18 protein-coding genes are annotated in these 17242 nt (G+C 38.8%); 9 read left to right on the top strand and 9 right to left on the bottom strand.

All coding sequences use genetic code 11. From position 1 onward, the window contains the following. Positions 1-2152 (bottom strand): DUF7507 domain-containing protein (locus tag BUF13_RS10365; protein ID WP_170865143.1); only part of this gene is annotated, 2152 nt, incomplete at its 3' end. 515 nt (positions 2153-2667) lie between these two features. Between BUF13_RS10365 and BUF13_RS10360 the strand changes: the two genes are divergently transcribed. Both BUF13_RS10360 and BUF13_RS10355 read left to right on the top strand, forming a co-directional pair. After that, the gene (locus BUF13_RS10360) at positions 2668-4098 is read left to right on the top strand and encodes an aldehyde dehydrogenase family protein (protein ID WP_243839710.1); all 1431 of its coding nucleotides are present in this window, start codon (positions 2668-2670) and stop codon (positions 4096-4098) included. Between the two features lie 26 nt (positions 4099-4124). Continuing rightward, complete coding sequence (locus tag BUF13_RS10355) at positions 4125-4976, top strand: alpha/beta hydrolase (RefSeq protein WP_073571685.1); 852 nt, start codon at positions 4125-4127, stop codon at positions 4974-4976. A 33-nt stretch (positions 4977-5009) separates the two neighbouring features. On the opposite strand, the gene BUF13_RS10350 is transcribed toward BUF13_RS10355, so the two are convergent. Both BUF13_RS10350 and BUF13_RS10345 read right to left on the bottom strand, forming a co-directional pair. Beyond that, positions 5010-5243 carry a hypothetical protein gene (locus tag BUF13_RS10350; protein ID WP_073571684.1) on the bottom strand — a complete coding sequence of 78 codons (234 nt, stop codon included), beginning with the start codon at positions 5241-5243 and terminating at the stop codon, positions 5010-5012. Then, positions 5218-5820 carry an RNA polymerase sigma factor gene (locus BUF13_RS10345; protein ID WP_073571683.1) on the bottom strand — a complete coding sequence of 201 codons (603 nt, stop codon included), beginning with the start codon at positions 5818-5820 and terminating at the stop codon, positions 5218-5220. The genes BUF13_RS10350 and BUF13_RS10345 overlap by 26 nt, the downstream gene beginning before the upstream one ends. 339 nt (positions 5821-6159) lie before the next feature. Here BUF13_RS10345 and BUF13_RS10340 point away from each other — a divergent pair, with 339 nt between their 5' ends. Both BUF13_RS10340 and BUF13_RS10335 read left to right on the top strand, forming a co-directional pair. Then, positions 6160-6507 carry a DUF3127 domain-containing protein gene (locus BUF13_RS10340; protein WP_073571682.1) on the top strand — a complete coding sequence of 116 codons (348 nt, stop codon included), beginning with the start codon at positions 6160-6162 and terminating at the stop codon, positions 6505-6507. Positions 6508-6531: 24 nt separating this feature from the next. Next, the gene (locus BUF13_RS10335) at positions 6532-6993 is read left to right on the top strand and encodes a hypothetical protein (RefSeq protein ID WP_073571681.1); all 462 of its coding nucleotides are present in this window, start codon (positions 6532-6534) and stop codon (positions 6991-6993) included. On the opposite strand, the gene BUF13_RS20625 is transcribed toward BUF13_RS10335, so the two are convergent. From BUF13_RS20625 to BUF13_RS10320, 4 genes are all read right to left on the bottom strand, one after another. Next, entirely contained in the window at positions 6983-7138 is a 156-nt protein-coding gene (locus BUF13_RS20625; RefSeq protein ID WP_166669816.1) for a hypothetical protein, read from the bottom strand. The two genes, BUF13_RS10335 and BUF13_RS20625, sit on opposite strands and share 11 nt — an antisense overlap. A gap of 33 nt (positions 7139-7171) precedes the next feature. Then, the gene (gene purE, locus BUF13_RS10330; RefSeq protein WP_073571680.1) at positions 7172-7687 is read right to left on the bottom strand and encodes a 5-(carboxyamino)imidazole ribonucleotide mutase; all 516 of its coding nucleotides are present in this window, start codon (positions 7685-7687) and stop codon (positions 7172-7174) included. Beyond that, on the bottom strand, positions 7684-8826 hold the full coding sequence (locus BUF13_RS10325; protein ID WP_073571679.1) for a 5-(carboxyamino)imidazole ribonucleotide synthase: 1143 nt from the start codon (positions 8824-8826) through the stop codon (positions 7684-7686). Before BUF13_RS10325 ends, purE begins: the two co-directional genes overlap by 4 nt. Before the next feature lie 80 nt (positions 8827-8906). Continuing rightward, positions 8907-10676, bottom strand: a complete 1770-nt coding sequence (locus BUF13_RS10320) for a MutS-related protein (protein WP_073571678.1) — start codon at positions 10674-10676, stop codon at positions 8907-8909. A gap of 89 nt (positions 10677-10765) precedes the next feature. Between BUF13_RS10320 and BUF13_RS20620 the strand changes: the two genes are divergently transcribed. The 3 genes from BUF13_RS20620 to BUF13_RS10310 are packed head-to-tail and all read left to right on the top strand — an operon-like array spanning position 10766 to position 12518. Continuing rightward, the gene (locus BUF13_RS20620) at positions 10766-10939 is read left to right on the top strand and encodes a hypothetical protein (protein ID WP_166669817.1); all 174 of its coding nucleotides are present in this window, start codon (positions 10766-10768) and stop codon (positions 10937-10939) included. 25 nt (positions 10940-10964) lie between these two features. Then, a complete protein-coding gene (locus BUF13_RS10315; RefSeq protein ID WP_073571677.1) occupies positions 10965-11786 on the top strand; it encodes a hypothetical protein in 822 nt (273 codons plus the stop codon). A gap of 51 nt (positions 11787-11837) precedes the next feature. Next, entirely contained in the window at positions 11838-12518 is a 681-nt protein-coding gene (locus tag BUF13_RS10310; protein ID WP_073571676.1) for a nitroreductase family protein, read from the top strand. A gap of 38 nt (positions 12519-12556) precedes the next feature. Here BUF13_RS10310 and BUF13_RS10305 read toward each other — a convergent pair whose 3' ends face one another. Further along, positions 12557-13372, bottom strand: a complete 816-nt coding sequence (locus BUF13_RS10305; RefSeq protein WP_243839711.1) for a mechanosensitive ion channel family protein — start codon at positions 13370-13372, stop codon at positions 12557-12559. 471 nt (positions 13373-13843) lie between these two features. On the opposite strand from BUF13_RS10305, the gene BUF13_RS10300 reads away from it, so the two are divergent. Together BUF13_RS10300 and BUF13_RS10295 are read left to right on the top strand one after the other, a co-directional pair. Further along, positions 13844-16372, top strand: coding sequence for a zinc-dependent metalloprotease (locus BUF13_RS10300; protein WP_073571674.1), 2529 nt, complete (start codon positions 13844-13846; stop codon positions 16370-16372). A gap of 92 nt (positions 16373-16464) precedes the next feature. Then, positions 16465-16875 (top strand): Fur family transcriptional regulator, encoded by a 411-nt coding sequence (locus BUF13_RS10295; RefSeq protein ID WP_073571673.1) that lies wholly within the window; start codon positions 16465-16467, stop codon positions 16873-16875. Here the strand turns inward: BUF13_RS10295 and BUF13_RS10290 are convergent. After that, a complete protein-coding gene (locus BUF13_RS10290) occupies positions 16872-17099 on the bottom strand; it encodes a hypothetical protein (RefSeq protein ID WP_073571672.1) in 228 nt (75 codons plus the stop codon). The two genes, BUF13_RS10295 and BUF13_RS10290, sit on opposite strands and share 4 nt — an antisense overlap. Positions 17100-17242: the final 143 nt, after the last annotated feature.

The raw sequence follows: 17242 nt of genomic DNA, 5'->3' as shown, positions 1-17242 counted from the left end.
GTGTATCGCTGTCATCGTCGGTCACATCTGCTCCTACCGGAGGTGTACCCGTTACCGTTGCCGTATTCGTGAACGTTCCTGCGTTGATATCTGACTGTTGCAACAGATACTCTGCAGTAAACGTCGTGTTGTCTGTCTCTCCAGGGGCCAAGCTCGCAATCGGACCCCCTACCACTGTTACCAATGGATCGGTTACCATCACATCAGTCAAGGTCACATTTCCTGTGTTCTCTACTGTAAACACATACGTGATCTTGTCTCCCACATTCGCAACCCCGTCCAGGTTGGTGTCCTCATAGGTACCGTCCTTCTCGATCGTGATGCTCGCATTTTGTGCCAAATTAACGGTCTCGCTATCCGTATCGATTTCAGACTCATCAGAGTCTGCTGTTGCGGTGTTGTCTACCTGACCCGCATCAATATCTGCCTGGGTAACTGAATAGGTAGCAGTATAAACCCATGTTTCTCCAACTTCTAAGATACCATCGCCATCGTCACCACTTTGATAAGTTGGGGTACTAAGACCTGGTAGTGGATCTGTAACAGTAATATTTGTTAAGCTTACATCCCCTCCATTGCTCACACTGAAAGTATATGAAATGGTCTCTCCTTCATCGGCATAAGTATCATTATTTTCATCATTGAAAACACCTGACTTCAAAATGTTTATTACAGGATTCTGACAAATAGGTACTACTGTAGGTGTGTCATTGTCTGTGGCAGATCCAGAAAGATCCTGAACCGTATTTCCAAAGGCCTCGCCACTTACAGTAGCTTGATTTTGGACTTGACCATTTTGTATGTCCGTTGGGGTGATTGTATAAGAAGCTGTATATATCCAAGTTTCATTTACAGCCAGAACTGCATCTCCATTTCCATTATCAGAAAGTGTCAATGCAACTACTGGATTTGGAGCTTCAAAAAGAGGATCAGATATCTGAATATTGCTTAAGTCAAAACCACCATTATTTGTAACTGTAAAAGTATAATTGATGGTTGGATTAGTTGTTGGGTCCAAACAGTCTCCTGGATCGGGAGCATTCACTGCCTCTTTGACTAAGGCAATACTACACTGTCCAATAGTGACAACGACTGGTTGAATCACTTCACAACCAGAAAAATCGTGAGTCGCTTTAATATAATAGGTACCGGCTACTCCAACAGCTCCTGGATTAGCCAGAGGAACATTAGCTTGATCATCTTCCCAATAAGTAAATGTTAAGTCTGAAGAAGAACCGTTGGTAATTGCTGCTGCCGTCAAATCAACCGTAGCAGGAGAACAAACTCCAGCAGGATTATTGACAACCAAACTAACAGGGCCGTAAACTGTTACCTGCTGCTCATAATATTTCGTGATTCCTTCTTTGGTAGCTGTTAATCTAACAGTGTATGTACCAGCTGTTGGGTAGGTATGAGAAGGGTTGGGATCAGAAGAATCTGTACCGATACCATTACTAGTATCAAAATCCCAAGAATATGTAGGAACAAACTCTGGATCACCACCAGTCACTAATTGTGTAAATTGAACTGATAGATCATCACAATTGGTCTCAAATGAAAAATTTGATACTAAAGGAGTGTACACAGTTAGCCCTTCACCACTAAAGAAACACTGGGAATTACCTCCTCCAGTTGGACAGCTCTCGTCATTGGGATTTGGATTCCCTGTTTTCCACGTATAATAAAGGTTCTGGATTTGCACCTCATCACCATAATTCCATGAAAAGTCACTCAGTTTATAATATCCATTCTCAACTCTAACTGTCTGGTTTTGGGCATTTTTAAAAACTACGCAATTGGCTACTGGCTCAGAACCTTGCTGTACCCCATTAAAAAACAAATCATATTGTATATGAACGTTATAGGCATTTGACTGCCCACTTACCGTAAAATCGGCCCAAATCTCTCCATCAATTGGAGTTCCAATCGGGGTACCATCCAAATCATTGGGATCGATAATATCTCCATTAGTATCCCTAAACTGAATTTGGATAATTGTAACATTGTTTTGATTACAACCAGGAGGGTTATTTGGATCAATCGGAAATGGCGTTACCGGAGTAATAATGGTCGTTTGACCAAAACCAACAGTCGCTATCTGAAGAAATAACAATAGACTTAGAATAGGCTTCAAATAGTCTATGGTTGACATTCTTTTGTAAGCCCTATCTAAAAATCCACTTGATCGTGGCCGAGGCTTCAATTGACAATTGGATAAGTTGTCCATATCGTTAGAATTTAAAATTGCGAGTTCGTAAACGTTTTCTCTATACTTTTCTCTTTTTCAGGGCTTTAGCCATTAAAAATCTTTCGTTTGCCTGACTAAAAACCTTAATACTCTTCTTGAATCAACAACTCCAACCCAAGAATTTGACACTCGTTACTATTATTTTGCCATAAAAATACACTTTTATGTTTTTCATATCAAAACATTTGAGCAAAAAAATATTACGTAATGCAATTTTTTTGGTATGAAATAACTTATTTGGTCTATAAAAATTTAGTTTGTTTAACAAAAAGCAGCAATTGATTACACAAAATAGAATTCAAAATCATTTTCTATCTCTTATGCATCCATCTATTGATTTTCATCAAAAAAGTGGTTCTAAACCTTTCTCTTGAAATCCCACTTCTAATTGTTGGATTCAAATACTTACCTTAACTATTATGATGGAATTAGAATTGATAGGTGGCAACCCATATGTGGGATTATTTGAATCGCAACTCCAAACGTCAATAGAATGGAGAAAATCCACTGCAGAAGATCGAATAGATCGTCTGAAAAGAATTCGATCCTGGATCAATAAGAATCAAAAAGAAATCCGAGAAGCTCTATGGAATGACTTTCGAAAGCCGGAGGTAGAAACCGATCTCAGTGAAATTTTCCCCGTTACCTCGGAAATAAACCATACCATCAAAAACTTGAAATCATGGATGAAAGCCAAATCTATCAGCACTCCTTTGTCCATGTTAGGCACAAATTCCAAAATCAAATTTGAACCCAAAGGAAGGGCTTTGATTATTTCTCCATGGAATTATCCATTCAATTTGGCAGTTGGTCCATTGGTTTCCGCTTTGGCTGCCGGATGTCCGGTAATTTTGAAACCATCTGAGCTTACACCTCATACATCCTCATTGATTGAAAGGATGATTTCAGAAATTTTCCCAAACCATGAAGTGGCAACTATTCTAGGAGGGGTGGAAACATCACAGGAATTATTGAAACTTCCTTTTGATCATATTTTTTTCACAGGAAGCACTCAAGTAGGAAAAATAGTCATGGGAAATGCTGCCAAAAACCTCATCTCCGTAACCTTGGAGCTAGGAGGAAAATCCCCTGCAATCGTTACTGAAAACGCGGACATCACCGATACAGCAAAAAAATTGATCTATGGCAAACTCTTAAATAGCGGACAGACTTGTGTGGCACCAGATTATGCGCTAGTCCATGAATCAATCTATGAAAGATTTTTGGATGAACTGATTATTGCTATACGGGAAATGTATGATCCTAATTATAAAGGCATCATAGAAAGTCCTGATCTAGCAAGAATAGTAAATGATCGTCACTTTGAAAGGCTTGAAGGTTTATTAAAAGATGCCATCTCTAAAGGAGCCAAATTGGAATTTGGTGGAGAATGCAACCCACACCATAGATATGTAGAACCTACCCTAATCAGTGGGATTTCCGAAGAAATGAATATTTCTCAAGAAGAAATATTTGGCCCAATCTTTCCCATTATTGTTTATTCTGATCTGGAAAAAGCCATTTATTATATCAATAAGAAACCAAAACCATTAGCATTATATGTATTTTCTCAAAATAAAGGAGAAGTAAATCAAGTACTAGAGGAGACCAGTTCCGGAAATGCTGTTGTCAATGATTGTGTCCTACACTTTCTTCATCCAAACTTACCATTTGGTGGAGTCAATCATAGTGGAATCGGAAAATCGCATGGTTATTTTGGCTTTTTAGCTTTCAGTAATGAAAAAGGAGTTCTCCATCAACGAGTAGGCTTAAATAATGCTACCCTCCTTCGGCCTCCGTATGGAGTTAAAACCCGTCAGATTATCAAATCTTTGATCAAATGGCTTTAACTTAAAGGATCCAAACATTTTTAGAAATGATCAAAAGACTTTTACCACTTTATCTACTCATTTTCATATTTGGATGTGATCCCAAAGATGATCCTCAACCAGATACACCTGTTGCTGCATTAGAATTAACCAATTTGGCTTATGGGTCAGGCTCTCAGCAGCAAATTGATGTCTTTTTACCTGAGGGAAGAAATCTCGCAAACACACCTCTTATATTATATATACATGGAGGAGGCTGGATACAGGGAAGCAAAGAGGAATTTCTACCTTTTAAATCTAGTATGAATACACTTCTTTCGGGATTTGCTTTTGCCTCTATCAATTATAGCCTTTTTAATGTTTCAACTTTCGAAAACCCTTTTCCAACTCAGGAGAATGATGTCATTGAGGCTATCGAATACATTGAAAGCATGAAAGCGGAATGGGATATAGAAGGGGGATTGATTTTGGTGGGAGCTAGTGCAGGGGGACATTTGGCACTGCTGCATGCCTATAAACATCAAGCGATCGGAAATATCCAATCGGTTGTTGCTTTATTCCCTCCAACTGAATTATCCGAATTATATGATTCTGATGAAACAGCAGCCTTTTTACTTTCTGGGCTTTTAGAAGGCACACCTGAAACCAATCCCACACTTTATAATGAGTCAAGCCCTGTAAATTATATAAGTCCGAGCTCTGTGCCCTCCATCTTTTTTCATGGTGATCAGGATTTAGTGGTGCCCATTTCACAGTCTGAGCTGTTAGCAAAAACACTTCAGGAAAATGGAGTTATTTATGAATTCCAAAAAATTCCTGGACAGGGCCATGGTTTTACTCCTGAGGTCTACCCCTCTGTATTGACAGCAGCTTCTCAATTCATTCTAGAAAATCAATAAAAAACCCCTGACAATGTCAGGGGTTACCATAGGTCAGACTTTTTGTAGTCCCGTAGATTTAGCTTTCGCTTTGATTGCTTTTACTACTTTTTCCGAAGGTTGAAGCTGGATTTGATCCAGTTGCTCTATCGCGCTCAGCAATTCCATGTATTCTTGCATCAGGTTTTCATCATTGTGCAAGGCCTGCATTAAGAGCTCTTGTTCTACCTCCGGCATTTCCTGGTAGATATATCGTACCAGGTCATTTGGGGTAAATGGTTTTATCATAGGCAAAATTTAATTGTTTCATCTTTTTCCTCAGATGGATCAGCGCATATCGCATTCTACCCAAGGCAGTATTGATACTGACTCCAGTCTGATCGGCAATCTCCTGAAAGCTCATTTCCATATAGTGCCTCATGATCAGCACTTCTTTTTGAGCTTCCGGCAATTCCTCAATCAATCTTTTGACCAAATCAATATCCTCTTCCCTAACTTGCTTGTCCTCTGCATTTTCATCTGCAAACCTTAAGGAATTAAACAGGCTAGAACCGTCCTCCATCATGATAGTCGGATACCTCTTTGCCTTTCTAAAATGGTCGATTGCCAGATTATGAGCAATTCTCATAATCCAAGGCTGAAATTTTCCCTCTTCGTTATACCTATCCGAGCTGAGGGTTTTGACCACTTTTACAAAGACATCTTGTAAAAGGTCTTCCGCCAAATCCTGATCCTTCACGATCAGGAAGATTGTGGTAAATACTTTGTTCTTATAGCGATCTACTAAAAGATCGAAGGCAGCTTCACTGCCATTCCTATACTGAGCTATCAACTCGCTGTCTCTTGGACCTATTCGTTTACTCATTTTAAGCTGGTTTATGATCAACGTAAAAGTCTAGGCCATAGTATTTTTTTAGAGTGAAAGATTTTGAAACAATTTTAAAAATATGTTTTTGTCCCATTTAGCACAAAGAATTAGCTTAGGTTTTTAAACTTTAACATTTCCACAAAATTATATTTTGAAAATAAAGTATAATCCTAAATTAAATTTCTTGCAAAACTAATGGGAAGCTATTCTATCCAATCATAATGCCAAAAAATGTTAAAATTGAGAAGAAGATAAAATAGTTTTAGACAAGTCAAATCAGGACTTTCAAAGCACATTTCTTACCTTCGTCGTTCGAGAAAATTTAAAAAAGTAAAAATGGAACTGTCTGGAAAAGTAATCCAAAAACTTGCTGAGGTAAGTGGAAATTCTAAAAGCGGAAATAACTGGAGAAAGCAAGAATACATTGTCGAAACTCCTGGTCAATATCCTAAAAAAGTATGTGTGGCTATTTGGGGAGATAAAATTGACCAAATGCCAATGGCTATAGGAGATCAGGTGAATCTAAGTATCGATGTAGAAAGCCGCGAATATAATGGTAGATGGTATACTGAAGTGAAAGCTTTTAGAGTTGAGAAAAGTGGTGGAAGCCCAGCACCTTCTACTAATATGCCAGAAGTAGACACTTTCTATTCTGATAGCGAAGAGGACAAATTACCTTTCTAATAACAAACCCTATTTTTTAATACTATGTGGGACGATTTTGATGACGAGGAGTCCGATTTTGAGGAGGACGGCGAGTTTGATTTCAGAAAAGAGCAAGAGCGGATTTATAAACACCCTTTGATGAAAAAAGCCAAAGAGATTGTCGGTTTGACAAAAGCTTTGGTGGGAAGTTTAGATGAAGCGCGAAGAGAGCTATATGGTGGTATCATGATGGAAGATGCCACAATCATGAGTTCTAAATTTGCTGGGGCTGAAGCAATTCCAGACTATGTGTCTAAAATGGAAAATGCTGTATTGATGAAAGTTCATGCAAAAAGCCTCAATTCTATGACTTATCAACTCGCTATGGAGGAAACTCATGCTGAGGAACACCTTCAACTCCTCCGAGAGGCTATCGAGGAATTTAGAAAGTTATTCTTGGACTGGGTCAAAGGACTAGATCCCAATGAAAAATACGATGACGGCTGGGGAATCTTTACGGATTAGCCTGACTTTGGGCAAATTGAACTCCCATATAAGCTCCTCCAGCCATCAAAAGTAAAGTAATAGCAATGAGTAAAATCAATACATTCAATGGGATTTCCCAAGGAACGTCTCCAATCTTAAAGCGGATAATTCGTTTCCAATTCATATGAGAAAGGCTGTCAAAAATGACAGCCCTTTTTTATTTTTTCAAAATCTCTTTCCAACCTTTCTTCTCTAAATCTTCAGCAGTTTTTTCCACTTTTTCCTTCAATGAAGATTTATAAACATCTAGGTTCTTACCGACTTGTTCATCATATGCCCCCACCATTGATGCGGCTAAGATTCCAGCATTTTTAGCCCCATTTAAAGCAACTGTTGCTACTGGAATTCCTCCAGGCATTTGCAAAATGGACAAAATACTATCCCAGCCATCGATTGAGTTAGAACTTTTGACAGGAACACCCACCACTGGCAGACTGGTCATAGAAGCTACCATCCCTGGCAAATGAGCTGCCCCTCCTGCGCCGGCGATGATCACTTTCAATCCTCGTTCTCTAGCTGATCTTGCATAATCAACCATTCTATCTGGAGTTCGGTGAGCTGACACTATGGTCACTTCGAAACTGACTCCCAATTCCTCTAAAATCTCAGCTGCTTCTGCCATTACAGGAAGATCTGATTGACTTCCCATGATAATTCCTACCTGTGGATTCATGAATATGATTTGATTTTAATTAGATCCTTGATTCTGTTTGCTCTTTCTTTCAATTGATCAACGTTCTCATCCAATAGAGTCACGTGCCCCATTTTTCTAAAAGGCTTCGTCAACTTTTTACCATACAGGTGAATATAGACTCCTTTTTCCTGCATGGCTTCTTCTTTCCCTTCCACATACGCTTCTCCAGTATAACCATCCTCTCCAAGCAGATTGATCATTGCAGCTGGACAACGAAGATCTGGATTACCCAATGGCCAATTCATAACAGATCTTAGGTGCTGCTCAAATTGAGAAGTGAAATTTGCTTCGATCGTATGGTGACCGCTATTGTGTGGACGAGGGGCGATTTCATTAACTAAGACATTTCCATCTTTGGTCACGAACATTTCCACTGCCAAAATCCCAACCATATCTAATTTCAGGATCACATCTTTGGCGATTTCTTGAGCTTTTGCCTCCACTTCTGGAGTAATTTCAGCTGGCGCAAAAAGGAATTCTACCAAATTGGCGGTTGGGTGAAAAGCGCATTCCACAGCAGGATAGGCAATCAATTCCCCTTCTTTATTTCTGGCAACAGTAACTGCGATTTCTTTATCAAAATCTATCAGTTTCTCTAATAAACTTGGTGCTTCAAAAGCTTTTTCCAAATCATCGGTACCACGAAGAATCTGTACTCCACGTCCATCATATCCTTCTTTTCCTAGTTTATTTACCGCTGGAAGAAATCCCTGATTGGCCACAACATCCTGTTTGGTATCAGTCAAGATAAAATCCGCTGTCGGGATATCATGTTGTTGATAAAATTGCTTCTGCTCGCGCTTATCCTGGATCAACTTCAAAATATGAGGCTGTGGATAAACTTGCTTTCCTTCGGATTCCAATTTTGCCAAAGCATCTGTGTTGACGCTTTCGATTTCAACGGTGATTACATCACAATTTTGTCCAAAAGCATAAACTGTGTCAAAATCCTTGAGGGAACCCACTGAAAATTTTTGAGCCAAATCCTTACAAGGTGCATTGGGATCAGGGTCCAAAATGTGGATATCTTGATTGTAATTGATTGCGGATTGGATGAGCATTCGGCCGAGTTGTCCTCCACCTAGCACTCCCAAAATGGTAGACTGAGCAGTTTTCATCGCCGCAAAAATAAGACAATCTGGAAGATTATCCTTCAGATTGTGGATAAGTCCATTTCCTCAAGTAAGAATTATGTGATTTAATTGACTTGAAAACGGATCCCCATCAGTTCCATCAACTTATGTGCATTGAAATTTGGACAAGGCCCTCGCTTGATTTTATAGTCGAAATCAATGGTCTTCTCATGAATCTCAGAGTGAAAACTATAGTTTCTTACATAAGGAATCTTCTCTTCCAACTGAGATAATTCTATATCATGAGTGCTAATTATTCCCAAAGACGGTGAATCTGACAATTGGCGAATTAAAGCCTCACTTCCAGAAACTCTATCTTCTGTATTGGTTCCTTTGAGTATTTCATCCAAAAGGAAAAATATCCTTTCTCCATTGTCCAGTCGGTCTATCAATGATTTGATTCGGCTCAATTCCGCATAGAATGAGCTGACGCTTTCACCCAAATTGTCAGAATTCCTCATACTTGTAAACAATTGAAACTGCCCCAACTTGACCGAATCCCCAAACGGCCTTAACCCAAGATTGATTAAGACCAGATTCGTTCCTAATGTCCTCAGGAAAGTAGTCTTCCCAGACATATTTGCACCTGTCAAAAGAGTAAGCTTTGAATCCTTGTCTATTGAGAAACTATTGGAAATAGCCTTTTCAGGCTTCAAAAGTGGATGGTTCAAATTTTTAACTTCCAAACAGAGTTCCTCAGATAATTCCACTTCTCCTTTCATTCCAACTTCTTTTTGAAAGGCACCCAAAGAAGTCCAAACTTCCCAATCTGACAACACATCGGGGATATGAGAAACGCTACTACCGAATTTCTTTTTCCAGCGAGTCAATCTATAATACAGAATCAAATCTGTCCACAAAATCAAATTGACAGGAATGTAAAGGATATTGAGTCTGTTTTCGATCCAATATCCCAATCGATCCAATCCTTGAAGTTTTTCAGAAGCTTTTAAATTTTGGTCTTTCAATTTTTGGATTGATTCAACTAATTCGGAGGAATTAAAATTTTCCTTTTCCAATAAGACCAACCAGTTTCGAAATGCTTTAAGAGTTTGCTTGGAGGGTAGTTTATCGGCAGCTTCTTTCAAAGGTTGAAAAACAAAAGACAACATGCCTATTCCCATCAGCACCCAAAGCCCCAGGTATCCAAATGGGATCAGTCCTGAATAAGAAAGAAAGAAAAGGATTGTTCCTCCGAGGATTCCCATTATACCTGCAAAAAGCATCCAAGAATGACCTTTTTCTTCTTTTTCCAACCATTTCTCCCATTGATTTTGGGGGATATTCTTGTCGAAAAAAGACATCCCAACAACCTCAAATGCCCTAAGAAATTCTATTTTATTTGACAATTCGTCTACAGCCTCTCTTTTTTGATCAGCTGTTAGGAATTGAAAACTGGACTTTAATTGAGAAGATAGCTTTTCCTTTGCCGTTTCACTTGAAGTGTGATTGATTAATTGAAAAAGGGAATGAGCTCCGAATAAATCCAAATCGTTGGCAAATGGGTGAAGCTTGTCCAAATACTCCTCACCAGAATCCAAAGAGGAAAGATCACGTTTTTTCCTCCAGACCTCATTTTCATCAATTTTAATTATGGACTGAAAGATTTTCTCTTGGTCTTTCAGGTGATTGAATCTTTTGATCAGTATAATAAAGAGTGAACCCGCTATAAAAGAAGGAATTAGCCACCATGCAGAATCAGATAAAAAAAGAATCAAAAACCCACCAGTAGCAAAAAAAGCAATCAACCTTAAAAGTCCTAGACTTATGGTACCACTTTTGATCTTAGCAATTTTATCAAGTAACCTATCGTTATTAAAATCAAAATCCTTCATCTCCAAATATAGAGAGAAAGGCAAAAATGGAAGTAAAAGAAAAGCTTCTCCAATTGATTTAGGCCGCCATTATTGTTAATTTTAGATAAATGGGAGACAAGAAAGCTAAGAAATCAAAAAAATCGAAAAGTATTATTCTTCCAGAAGAAACTGAGGGAACACCTATCCAAGGGATGGGACTTTTTCCTGAAGAGATTCCTTTCACTCGGAATTTGGGATGTGCCAGTAACAGTAAACCCAAGAATCCCAAAACCGATCAATAATTCATTTTTAAACAAAACCCCAGTTATGAAAAAATATTCAATTCTTGCTGTATTAAGTCTGATCATCTTTGGACTTGCATCTTGCGGCTCTGACGATGAGCCTACTAACACGGATCCCGATTTTACAGTAGTCAATGATGATATTGCCGTCAATGCTGTATTTGAAGACATGGATAATTATACGATTCAGGTTCTTCAATCAAGCGGAATAGCTTTCCGTACTCAATCTACCTTTACAAACTCCATCTGCGAAGGAGTCATGGTTGAATTTGATTCCGAATCTCAAAGAATTGAAATTGATTTTGGAACAGGTTGTACAAGTTCAACAGGTGTAGTCAGAAAAGGAAAAGTAATCCTTGAATACTCAGGAAATTTCCTGATTCCCGGATCAAAAGTCACTACAATCTTGGATGGGTATGAAGTAAATGGCCTTAAAGTAGAAGGAACTAGAACTCTTACAAACACCGGCATAGATCTAATCAACAGTGAAGTCACATTGGCTGTAAAAGTAGACGGTGGAAAAGTCACTTGGCCTGACGGAACATCTGTTAGCTATTCTTCAGATCAGGTCAGATCTTTGAAGCTAGATGATCAAGGATATGAACTTTCTATCACGGGAACTGCGAGTGGAGTAAGTAGATCTGGTGTTTCCTACACTGCTGCAACTACATCTGCATTGGAAATCAAACAAGATTGCGTGGATTCAGGAGTATTTTTACCAAGCTCAGGTGTAATCGACTTTGTGATTGGAGGAATACCTGCCTCTGTAGATTATGGAACAGGAGCTTGCGACAAGGTACTAACTGTCACCTATGCTGGAGGTGTCAAAGAAATAACTGTCGAATAATTTTCACTTAAATAGTTCAAACGGCTATCTTTCCGAGGTAGCCGTTTTTTTATGATGAATGAAAAAATAATCAAGGGATTTCCTCATGTCAAATATTCTCGAGAGTCATACTCTGATGATCAGAGTATGTCTAAATCTGAAGAATTATTCCAGTTCCTGAGCAAAAGAAGAACTGTTAGGGATTTTGATTCTCGACCTATTCCAAAAGAGGTGATGGAGAACATAATTCGTACCGCAGGATCGGCACCATCTGGAGCAAACAAACAGCCCTGGACTTTCTGTCTAATCTCCGACCCTACCATTAAAAAGCAAATTCGAATCGGGGCAGAAATGGAAGAAAAAATCAGCTACCGAAGTCGAATGTCAGATACTTGGAAGGAAGACCTAAAGCCTCTTGGTACTGATTGGGAAAAACCATTCTTGGAGACCGCACCCTATTTGATAGTGGTTTTTAAGCAATCATATGGTTTGGAAAATGGTGAGAAAACTCAGCATTATTATGTCAACGAATCAGTAGGAATTGCATGTGGTTTTTTGATTTCAGCGATTCACAATGCTGGGTTAGTCACGGTCACCCACACTCCTAGCCCTATGAATTTTCTTTCCAAAATCCTCAATAGACCAGAAAACGAAAAACCTTTTCTTCTGTTACCAGTAGGCTATCCACAAGATGAAACTTTTGTACCAAAGATCAAACGGAAAGATCTTTCGGATATTATGAAGGAATATTAAAAAAAGAAAGGCGATCAAATTTGACCGCCTTTCTTTTATTATGCTTCTTCTTTCACTTGATGAACCACTCGTTGAGGGAATGGAATTTCAATGTTATTATTTTCGAACTCAGTATTGATAGCTTCCATAGTATCAAAATAAACAGGCCACAAAGTTTCTGCATTTGTCCAGGCCCGGATTACCAAATCCAATGAGCTATCCCCAAAATTGTTTAAGAATACAACCGGCTGAGGGTCTTTGTGTACTCGCTCGTCTTTTTCAAAAATACCCAAGATGATTTCCCTCGCCTTTTTGATATTGGTACCATAAGCAACACCTACAGTAAGGTCAGCTCTTCTGGTCGGTTGGGTACTCATATTGACAACATCAGAATTGGCTAAGTTTCCATTTGGAATAATTATTTCCTTGTTATCAAATGTGTTTATGTGTGTATAAAGAATATCAATTCTTTTTACAGTCCCAGTATGCCCTTGTGCTGTAACCACATCATTCACTTTGAATGGTTTGAAAAGCAAAATCAGGACTCCTCCCGCAAAGTTTGAAAGGGAACCTTGAAGAGCAAGACCAATGGCTAAACCTGCTGCACCTAAAACAGCCATAAATGATGACACGGGAATCCCAAGGATAGCTAACACTCCTAGGAATAGACAGGCGATCAATAAGACTTTAGCCAATCCAGATAAGAAAATATTCAGGGAAGGATTGGAATCCCTTTTTGCCAAAATTTTATTGAAGCTTTTGAGAACTCTTTTGACAATGAATTTTCCTACAAAATAAAAGACCAGTGCATAGATAATCCTAGGGACCACTTCATAAGCTAATTCAATAGCTTTCTGAATAAGGGTATCTGTCATTTCTGGTGAAATTTCCATAATAAATTGTGATGGTTAAGTTTTAGAAATTAATTTCTTGAAATTCTTCTCTCTGAAAAAAGGTCAATAAACCCTAGTAACTCTTTTAATATTTGGTGTATTCAATGAACCAATCTGCTTAAACAAAAAAGAAAGGATTAGACAAAATTTTGAGAGAAACCCAAGATTGTTTTTGGATGATTAGAATAGGTAACTAATAAGATTTAAATATTGTTCTTCACTTTTAATATAGATTTCAAAAATACTAAAGAATATAGAGTCAAAAGTCTAAAATGTCCGATTTTGATCATTTTTAAGAGGTTTTTACAAAAAACAATTTTCACCTCTTACCAGATTACGAATAGCTCAATCCCTTTATCGCTAATACACAACCGTCTATCAAAAATAAACTTTCGAGTACTACAAATACCGTTTTTTGAAAGTTATTTTATCTCCAAATAACATCATACCTATATGAAACACAGACTACCCAAATTCCTAAAGAGATTTACCATGCTTTTAGGTATTGTTGGGGTCTTCTTCTATTCTCAAGACAGCTTTGCCCAGAAGAAAAAGAAGAAAAACTCCAAAAATGATACTGAGGCACCAGCTACTCCTCCAAAACCCCAAAATGGAGGAAACAACAAAGGTCCAAAGCCTTACAAAGATGTAATTACGAAAGAAGCCAAGTCAAAAGATGGCCTTTTCAAAGTTCATCAGATTGACGACAAATTTTTCTATGAAATTCCAGACTCCCTTTTAGGCAGGGATATGTTGATGGTAACTACCATCGCAAGAACAGCTGACGGAATCGGTTACGGAGGTGAGCGAACCAACACCCTGATGCTAAGATGGGAAAAAGACAACGACGCTATCTTGCTGAAAGTCGTTTCTGTTGACAACTATGCAGCAGACTCTTTACCTATTGCCAAAGCGGTTCAAAATTCCAATCTGGAGCCATTGCTTCAAAGATTCGAAGTAAAATCAAGAGCTACTGATTCTACAGGAACTGTTATCGAGGCAACAGATCTTTTTGCAAAAGATGTTCCTGCACTTGGTCTTCCTCAAGGTAGAAGAACCCAATACAGAGTTCAGCGTTTAGATGGCGACAGGTCCTATATTTCTAGCATTAAGACCTTCCCAATCAATATTGAGGCAAGGTATATTATGACTTATCTGGCTCAAAACCCTCCATCTAACAGCTCTACTGGATCAATCACTTTGGAAATGAACTCTTCTATGGTTTTGCTTCCTGAGACTCCAATGATGCAGCGACTGGCTGATCAGAGAGTAGGTTGGTTTAGCAGATCTTATGTGGATTATGGCTCTGATGCTCAAAAGGCAGCTTCCAGAAGATTCCTTGACAGATGGAGATTGGAAGTGAAGGATGAGGACATCGAGAAATTCAATAGAGGAGAATTGGTAGAACCTAAGAAGCCAATCGTCTATTACATTGATCCAGCGACTCCAAAGCAATGGGTACCACACCTAATTGCTGGTGTGGAAGATTGGCAAGCAGCTTTTGAAGAAGCCGGTTTCAAAAACGCAATCATTGCAAAAGAAGCTCCTACTCCTGAAGAAGATCCAGATTGGAGTCCAGAAGATGCTCGATATTCTGTTATCAGATATTTCGCATCTGATATTCAAAATGCATACGGACCGCACGTGTCCGATCCTAGATCTGGTGAGATCATCGAGTCCGATATCGGATGGTACCACAACGTAATGAACCTATTGAGAAACTGGTTCTTTATCCAAACTGCAGCAATCAATCCTGATGCACGTTCGATGAAGTTTGATGATGAAGTAATGGGTAGATTGGTAAGATTCGTTTCCTCTCACGAAGTAGGACATACTTTAGGTCTTCCTCACAACTTTGCTTCTTCTCACGCATACCCAGTTGAAAAACTAAGAGACGCAGCATTTACAAAAGAAATGGGCACGGCTCCATCTATCATGGACTATGCTCGATTCAACTACATCGCTCAGCCTGAGGATGAAGGAGTAAGCTTGATGCCAAATGTTGGTCCTTACGATAAGTATGCAGTTGCTTGGGGATACAAGCCAATCTTAGATGCAACTACTCCTGAGGAGGAACAAGGTACTTTGAATCAGTGGATTTTGGATAAAAAAGGTGACCCTGTTTACAGATATGGTAGACAAGGGAACTCCTATGATCCAACAGGTCAAAGTGAAGATTTGGGAGACAACTCCATGCTAGCTTCTGAATATGGTATCAAAAACTTGAAGCGTATCATGCCAAACTTGATGGAATGGACTTCCGAAATGGACAAGCCATACAAGGACTTCAGTGATTTGGAAGAAATGTACGGACAAGTTTTGACTCAGTTCAACCGATATATGGGTCACGTAAAGACTCACGTAGGTGGTGTAATGGAGGTTTACAAAGCCATCGGTCAGGATGAGCCAGTATATACTCATAATCCAAAGGAACTACAGAAATCTGCTGTTGCATTCTTGAATAAGCACTTGTTCCAAACTCCGGAATGGATGATGGAAGATGAAATCATTGCTAGAACTGGTGACTTCGGTGCTTTGGAAAGAATCAGAGGACTTCAGGTAGGTACTTTGAACAATGTACTTGAATGGGGTCGATTAGGTCGTGTGATTGAAAACGAAGCTTTGAATGGAAATGAAGCCTACAAAATCACCGAGCTTTTTGATGATTTGAGAAAAGGTATCTGGACAGAACTTCCATCTGGAAAAACAATCGATGTTCATCGTAGAGCTCTTCAAAGAGCGCATATCGAAAGATTGGAATACTTAATGACTTCAGATGGTCCAAATATCCCAGCTCAATTTAGAAGATATTATGGCCCTCAGATCAACGCATCTCAATCTGACATTCGTCCGATGGCCAGAGGTGAATTGAAAACATTGCAAAGACAAATTAGAGCTGCTATCCCAAGAACAGCTGACCGAGTTTCAAAACTTCACTTAGAAGATTTGGCTGATAGAATCGAGAAAATTCTAGAACCATAATTTCATAAAATACTCTAAATAAGGGGCGTCAGATTGGCGCCCTTTTTTTGTAATGAACCAATTACCTTAATTTGCAGTATTGATTAAGAGAAATGAACACACCACTGTCCATATTAAAAACCCACAAACTGCGAATTACAGACTGCAGGCTAGAGATTGTAAGAGAATTTCTTGATAGACAAGTTGCCTTGGCTCATAGTGACTTGGAGGATAAACTCGACAATCAATTCGACCGAGTGACTATTTATAGGACACTCAATACTTTTTTGGAAAAAGATATTATTCACAAAGTCCTAGATGATAGCGGAGCTACAAAATATGCACTTTGCTACCATGAGGACTTGCATGACCATGATCACGAGCATGTTCATTTCAAATGTGAAAAGTGTGGTGAAACTACTTGTCTCGAAAAAATCAGCTTACCTGAAATCAAACTTCCTCAGGGCTTCAAAAAAAGAGAAATGAGCTTATTGGTTCAGGGAACTTGCGATAAGTGCATTTAAAAATCTACCGGTTCTGGTTTTCGTTCTCGAGGTGAATCGCTTGGCCAAATCACTCCAGGTGGTAAATCAATTTTTGGAGGACTTAAATTTTCTACCCCCCCATCACCGTCGTCACTATTTCCCTTTCCTTTTCTGAGTGAGTTTTTGGTCATGGCCGCCACAAAATAAATCAGGATGATGTAGGCGAAACCAGCAAGGAAAAGATTGATCATCAGGCTACTCATAGATGGAAATTTTACTTAAGATAAATCAATAGACCTTTTAAATCAATGTCTTAGTAGAATTGTTTTCATAATTCTGGGGTGTCTATCATTTTGTTTAGCTTGTTTTATCCCTCGGATACTTGGATATTTGCGGTCTGAAATTG

It is taken from the genome of Algoriphagus zhangzhouensis (genome assembly GCF_900148515.1).
In the GTDB taxonomy this organism is placed as follows: domain Bacteria; phylum Bacteroidota; class Bacteroidia; order Cytophagales; family Cyclobacteriaceae; genus Algoriphagus; species Algoriphagus zhangzhouensis.
The sequence above is the reverse complement of the archived record's forward strand: the minus strand, read 5'-3'. Positions and strand labels throughout refer to the sequence as shown.